Source organism: Rhodobacter lacus, from assembly GCF_042683065.1.
Classification (GTDB): domain Bacteria; phylum Pseudomonadota; class Alphaproteobacteria; order Rhodobacterales; family Rhodobacteraceae; genus Rhodobacter; species Rhodobacter lacus.
The window spans coordinates 175791-182377 of record NZ_JBHUIX010000013.1; the positions used below are offsets into that span (position 1 = coordinate 175791).

General features: G+C 64.6%; 7 protein-coding genes. 2 read left to right on the forward strand and 5 right to left on the reverse strand.

The genetic code is table 11. The features are described 5' to 3' along the window. The first annotated feature begins 19 nt into the window (after positions 1–19). Positions 20–1966: a threonine--tRNA ligase gene (gene thrS / locus ACFSM0_RS13010; protein ID WP_377391044.1), complete on the forward strand. Its 1947-nt coding sequence runs from the start codon at positions 20–22 to the stop codon at positions 1964–1966. A gap of 255 nt (positions 1967–2221) precedes the next feature. Beyond that, positions 2222–2428, forward strand: coding sequence for a cold-shock protein (locus ACFSM0_RS13015; RefSeq protein ID WP_097070661.1), 207 nt, complete (start codon positions 2222–2224; stop codon positions 2426–2428). A gap of 138 nt (positions 2429–2566) precedes the next feature. Here the strand turns inward: ACFSM0_RS13015 and ACFSM0_RS13020 are convergent, their stop codons facing one another. The 5 genes from ACFSM0_RS13020 to purU form a co-directional block, all read right to left on the reverse strand. Next, positions 2567–2851, reverse strand: coding sequence for a helix-turn-helix domain-containing protein (locus ACFSM0_RS13020; protein WP_377391047.1), 285 nt, complete (start codon positions 2849–2851; stop codon positions 2567–2569). Positions 2852–2983: 132 nt separating this feature from the next. Further along, positions 2984–3310: an arsenate reductase family protein gene (locus ACFSM0_RS13025; RefSeq protein ID WP_377391049.1), complete on the reverse strand. Its 327-nt coding sequence runs from the start codon at positions 3308–3310 to the stop codon at positions 2984–2986. Further along, positions 3307–3990, reverse strand: coding sequence for an ABC transporter ATP-binding protein (locus ACFSM0_RS13030; RefSeq protein ID WP_377391051.1), 684 nt, complete (start codon positions 3988–3990; stop codon positions 3307–3309). Before ACFSM0_RS13030 ends, ACFSM0_RS13025 begins: the two co-directional genes overlap by 4 nt. After that, positions 3983–5275, reverse strand: a complete 1293-nt coding sequence (locus ACFSM0_RS13035) for a lipoprotein-releasing ABC transporter permease subunit (RefSeq protein WP_377391053.1) — start codon at positions 5273–5275, stop codon at positions 3983–3985. Before ACFSM0_RS13035 ends, ACFSM0_RS13030 begins: the two co-directional genes overlap by 8 nt. Before the next feature lie 252 nt (positions 5276–5527). Further along, a complete protein-coding gene (gene purU, locus ACFSM0_RS13040; RefSeq protein WP_377391055.1) occupies positions 5528–6412 on the reverse strand; it encodes a formyltetrahydrofolate deformylase in 885 nt (294 codons plus the stop codon). Positions 6413–6587 lie beyond the last annotated feature (175 nt).

The following is a 6587-nucleotide window of genomic DNA, read 5'->3' on the forward strand; positions in this document are numbered from 1 at the left end:
AAACCGACGAGGAGGACATATGTCCCAGGTCACTCTTTCCTTTCCCGATGGCGCAAAACGTGACTACCCCGCAGGGGTGACGGCGGCCGAAGTGGCGGCCTCGATCTCGAACTCGCTCGCCAAGGCGGCGATTTCGGCGCAGCTCGACGGCGCGCATTGGGATCTGCAATGGCCAATCACCCATGATGCGCGGATCTCCCTCAACACGATGAAAGACCCGGTCCCGGCGCTCGAACTGATCCGCCACGACCTCGCGCATATCATGGCGCGCGCGGTGCAGGAGATCTGGCCCGATGTGAAGGTGACCATCGGGCCGGTGCGCGATGCGGGCTGGTTTTACGACTTTGACCGCGCCGAGCCTTTCACGCCCGAAGATCTGGGCGAGATCGAGGCGCGGATGAAGAAGATCATCAATGCGCGCGAGCCGGTGAAAACCGAGGTCTGGTCGCGCGCGGCGGCGCTGAAGCATTACGAGGAGACGAACGAGCCCTACAAGGTCGAGCTCGTCAACCGCATCCCCGAAGATCAGGCGATCCGCATGTATTGGCACGGGAACTGGCAAGACCTCTGCCGCGGCCCGCACCTGCAGCACACCGGGCAGGTGCCCGCCGATGCCTTCAAGCTCACCCATGTCGCGGGTGCCTATTGGCTGGGCGACAGCACGCGGCCGATGCTGCAGCGCATCTACGGCATCGCCTTCCGCTCGCGCGATGAACTGAAAGCGCATATGACGATGCTGGAGGAGGCCGCCAAACGCGACCACCGCAAGCTCGGCAAGGAGATGGATCTCTTCCACATGCAGGAAGAGGCGCCTGGCCAGGTGTTCTGGCACCCGAACGGCTGGACGATCTACACCCAGCTGCAAGACTACATGCGCCGCCGCCAGCGCGCCGATGGCTATGTCGAGGTGAACACGCCGCAGGTGGTGAACCGCAAGCTCTGGGAAGCCTCGGGCCACTGGGAGAACTACCGCGAGAACATGTTCATCGTCGAGGTGGACGAAGAGGGCGCGCGGGAAAAGGTGATCAACGCGCTCAAGCCGATGAACTGCCCCTGCCATGTGCAGATCTTCAACCACGGCCTGAAATCCTACCGCGACCTGCCGCTGCGGATGGCGGAATTTGGCTCCTGCGCGCGCTATGAGCCCTCGGGGGCGCTGCATGGCATCATGCGGGTGCGCGGCTTCACGCAAGACGATGCCCATATCTTCTGCATGGAAAGCCAGATCGAGGCGGAAACGAAGAAATTCATCGAGTTTCTCTCCGCCGTCTATGACGACCTCGGCTTTGACAAATGGCGCATCAAGCTCTCGACCCGGCCCGAAAAGCGGATCGGCACCGAGGAAAGCTGGGACCATGCCGAGGCGTCGCTGGCAAACGCGGTCACCGCTGCGGGCTATGAATACGAGATTTTTGAGGGCGAGGGCGCGTTTTACGGGCCGAAGCTCGAGTTCGTGCTCACCGATGCGATCGGGCGGGATTGGCAATGCGGCACGCTGCAGGTCGACCCGAACCTGCCCGAGCGGCTCGACGCCAGCTACATCGGCCAAGATGGTGCCAAGCATCGCCCCGTGATGCTGCATCGCGCCTGCCTTGGCAGTTTCGAGCGTTTCATCGGCATGCTGATCGAGAACTTCGCCGGCAAGATGCCCCTTTGGCTCGCGCCGCGGCAGATTGTGGTCGCCTCGATCGTCTCGGAGGCCGATGATTACGTCGAGGAAGTGGCCGCCAAGCTGATCGCGGCGGGGCTGCGCGCCGAATGCGACACCCGCAACGAGAAGATCAATTACAAGGTGCGCGAGCACAGCCTCGGCAAGGTGCCCTATATCTTCGCAATCGGTCTGAAAGAGGTCGAAAATCGCACGGTCTCGGTGCGCCGTCTGGGCGATACTCGAACCGAAACCGTGGCCCTTGAGGAGATCGTGACCGCGCTTGCGGCCGAGGCGACCCCGCCCGATCTGCGCTGAGACCATCGGATCAAGCCTCCCTCGTGCCGCTCCTTTCTCCCGGGGGCGGCACATCTTTTGCGTGTATGGACACACGCTGGCTCGCTTTGCCCGCCTGCGGCGCTTTGACCGTTGCTTTTTGACGTGCCTGTGGCAGGCTTTCGATGCGTGAGCAAAAGACTTTCTAACCGCTCCCTCTGGGGCAGCCGGGAAATGGAAGGCATGGCTGCACGTCTCGGGGCAATCAAGCCTTGGGATCACTACGAGGAGAGAACTATGGCTACCGGAACCGTTAAATGGTTCAACACCACCAAGGGCTACGGCTTCATCGCCCCCGATGGCGGCGGAAAGGACGTGTTCGTGCATATCTCGGCGGTGGAACGCGCCGGGCTGAAAGCACTGAGCGACAACCAGAAGATCAGCTATGAACTGATCTCGGGCCGCGATGGCCGCTCGTCGGCCGGAGAGCTTAAACTGCTCTGATCGGCGGGCGAGGTCGTCGAAGGCCCGCGGCGCCCACGCGGGCTTTTCTTTTGTGGATTCGTTTGTTTGTTTCCCTTCGGTCGCGCGGCAGCAGTGTTGCGCGACCGGTCCCGTTGCGGGGGGCGCGGCCCGGGCGCGTCAGTCGTCCAGATCGCCGGGGCTGAGGCCGAGCGCCGTTGCCAAAAGCGCCTGCTCCGCGGGGCTTGCCTGCGCCGCCCGCAACTCGAAGGCGGCAATCCGCGGCGCCGCAATCCCTGTCATTTCCGCAAGATCCGCGTGGCTCAACCGCGCGGCACGGCGCCACGCCAGAAGCGGCACGGCGCCCGCACTGATCCAGGCAAGTTGGGTCCAGTAATCGAGCCGGTCTTCGAGAGCATCCTCACGATCTTCCGCCGCCAGTCGGCGATGGTTCACAGCGATCATCCGCGTGCCTCCTGCACGTCCCGGCCACACACGCCAGGGAATTGCAGAGTGATGCGCCCGGGGCGGCGCAATTGCACGAACTGACAGGGTTAAGAAATCCGCGAAATGCGCAGCATTGGACGGATCGCCCGCTCAGGCGCCAAGCTGCGCCTCTTGCGCCGCCGCGTCCCAGCCGAGGGTGAGCCCGTTGCCGCGGATCACCGGGCGTTTCATCAGCGTCGGATGGGCGGTGAGCAGCGCGGCAATCGTCTGCGCGCGCTCCTCCTCAGAGAGGCCGCGCCAGGTGGTCGACGCGCGATTGATCAGCTTTTCGCCGAAAGCCGCCTCAAATTCCGCGATCTCGGCGGGCGAGAGCGGCGCCTTGCGCACGTCGCGCAGTTCGGGCGCCTTGCCTGCGGCCGCAAGCGCGGCCATCGCCTTTTGCACGGTGCTGCAGGTCTTGATGCCGTAAACGATCATTTTGCCTCCACCAATTCGCCATTTTCGAGCCGCAGCACCCGGTCCATCCGGGCGGCCAGTTCGAGGTTGTGGGTTGCGATGAGGGCCGAGAGCCCGGTTGCGCGCACAAGCTCCATCAGCGCGCCAAAAACGGTTTCCGAGGTCGTCGGGTCAAGGTTGCCGGTGGGCTCGTCGGCGAGCAGCAGCGCAGGCGCATTGGCGAGCGCGCGGCAAAAGGCAACGCGCTGCTGCTCCCCGCCCGACATCTCGGATGGGCGGTGGCTCTCGCGCGCACTCAAGCCAACGCGCGCCAAAAGCTCGCGCGCCCGCGCCTCGGCGGCCTTGCGCGGGGTGGCATTGGCAAGCTGGGGCAGCACGATGTTTTCAAGCGCGGTGAATTCGGGGAGCAGGTGATGGAACTGGTAGACAAAGCCCAGCGCCTCACGCCGCGCCGCGGTGCGCGCGCCGTCCTTCGCCCCGGTCATGTCGGTGCCATTCACCACCACGCGGCCCGCATCCGGCGTATCGAGCAACCCCGCAATATGCAGGAGCGTGGATTTGCCCGCGCCGGAGGGGGCGATGAGGCCCACCACCTGACCGCGGGGAATGACCAGCGAGGCCCCGCGCAGCACGATGATTTCATTGGGCTTGCCACGGTGGTAGCCCTTTTCGAGCGCGTCGAGCCGCAAGACCTCATTCATAGCGCAGCGCCTCCACCGGGTTCAGCCTTGCGGCGCGCCGCGCCGGGAAGATCGTCACGACAAAGCTCAGCCCGAGCGCCAGCGCCACCGCGCGGGCCACGTCATAGGCCTGCAATTTCGCAGGGAGTTCGTAGATCCCGCGGATCGAGGGGTCCCAGGCGCCGCCGCCCGAGAGCCAGTTCACCCCGGCCATCACATGTTCGATGTTGAGCGCAAGCACCACGCCCACCGCCACGCCCATGGCGGTGCCGATCACGCCGGTAAAGGCGCCGCACAGAAAGAACACCCGCATCACCGAGCCTTCGCTGAGCCCCATGGTGCGCAAAATGCCGATGTCGCGGCCCTTGTTCTTGACGAGCATGATCAGCCCCGAGGTGATGTTCATCGTCGCAATCAGCACCAGCACGGAAAGGATCACGAACATCACGTTGTCCTCCATCGTCAGCGCGCGCAGGAAGCTGCCGGAGGCATCGCGCCAGCTCCAGAGCATCGTGCCCGCGCCCCCCGCCGCCAGTAGCGCCGGGGTGAGCTCGTCGACGCTTTCGGGGTCTTTGACCATCACCTCGATCTCGTCCGCACCGCCCTCGCGGTTGAAGTAGCTCTGCGCCTCGGCAAAGGGCATATAGATGCGGGTGCGGTCAATGTCCCAGCGCCCGGCGGTGAAGATATAGACGACACGATAGGCGTTGACGCGGGGTGAGGTGCCAAAGGGGGTCTTCACACCATTGGGCGAGATCAGCTTCACCATGTCGCCCACCGTCACGCCCAGCTCGCGCGCCAGTTCGGAGCCCATGGCGATGCCCTGATCGAGGCTCATGATATCGCCCTCGGCCTGATCCGAATGAGCGACGCGGGGCACGGTGAGCAGGTCGTCAAGCGCGATGCCGTAAACCTCGGCCACGTTCGAGCGCTCACCCCAGTTTGCCATCACCTGACCGCGAATGAGCGGCGCGGCGCGGGTCACGCCGGGGATCGCGGCGATGCGCGCGGCGCGGTCTGGATAATCCGCCATCAGGTTGGAATAGATGCCGGTGCCGGGCGCCACCTCCATCTGCGCGGAGTAAACGGTGACATGGGCGTTCGAACCGAGGATCGTGTCGACGAATTCGGCGCGAAAGCCCGCGCGCACCGCGAGCGTGAGGATCAGCGCGGCAACGCCGAGCATGATGCCGATGAGCGAGATCCAGGTCATCACGCTCACGCCGCCCTCGGCGCGGCGCGCGCGCAGGTAGCGCCAGGCGATCAGGAATTCAAAGCCGGAAAACGGCGCAGTGCTCTTGGCCATGAAGGGCGCTCCCAAAGGTCGGCGCAAGCTGGCCCGGGGGCGCTGAAAGGTCAAGGGCAGAGGGATAAAACCACCGCGAGCGGCGGGCCGGGCAGGGGGGCGCTGCCCCCCTCTTTGGCTGCGCCAAATTCACCCCCCGGGATATTTGCACAAAGTCGAAGGAAAAGCGGCTCTGCTTCGACTTTGTGAAAATATCCCGGGGGGAGGCTGCGTCAGCAGACGGGGGGCAGCGCCCCCCGCGCCGGTCGGGGTTCAGCCCATCCGTTCGGACGTGTAGCCGCCCGGCGAAGCGGCGAAGACCACGGTCTTGTTGCCGTTGATGAAGGTGCGGTGCTGCACATGGGCGTGGATCGCGCGGGCGAGCACCAGCGCCTCGACATCGCGCCCGAGGCTGACGTAATCCTCGGGGCTTTGCGCATGGGTGACGCGCACCGTGTCCTGCTCGATGATCGGGCCTTCGTCGAGATCGGCGGTGACGTAATGCGAGGTCGCCCCGATCAGCTTCACGCCGCGCTCATAGGCCTGCTTGTAGGGGTTGGCGCCTTTGAAGGAGGGCAGGAAGGAGTGGTGGATATTGATGATCCGGCCCGACATCTTCTTGCACAGCGCATCCGAGAGGATCTGCATGTAGCGCGCGAGCACGACAAGCTCGGCCCCCGAATCCTCGACCACCGAGAGCAGGCGCGCCTCGGCCTCGGGCTTGTTCTCCTTCGTCACCTTGATGTGGTGGAAGGGGATGTCGTGGTTCACCACCACTTTCTGATAGGTAAGGTGGTTGGAAACGACGCCGACGATCTCGATCGGCAGCGCGCCGATGCGCCAGCGGTAGAGCAGGTCGTTCAGGCAGTGGCCGAAGTTCGACACCATCAGCAGCACCTTCATCTTGGCGCTGGCGTCATGCATTGCCCAGTCCATCGCGAAGGTTTCCGCAAGCGGCGCGAAGCCGGCCTTGAGCGTGTCGAGATCCTTGCCGGTCTGCGAGGCGAAAGTGATCCGCATGAAGAACTGCCCGGTGAGCAGATCGTCGAACTGGCTCGAATCGGTGATGTTGCAGCCGGTATCGGCAAGGTAGTTGGCGATCGCGGCCACGATCCCGCGGGTCGTGGGGCAGTTCACCGTCAGCACATAGTCGGTCATTCCGGGTTCCTTTCGCGGCCCCGTGCCGGGATCTCGGGGGGCGTCGATGCATATTCGCCGCCCCTGCGGAAAGCTCCAGCCGGGATGCGACGACGCGCGAGCGAAAAACGTCAGGGCCGGTGTCGCAAATGCGCCGCCTGTTTCCGATAGTGGAGCAGCCCCGTGACGCGGGAGA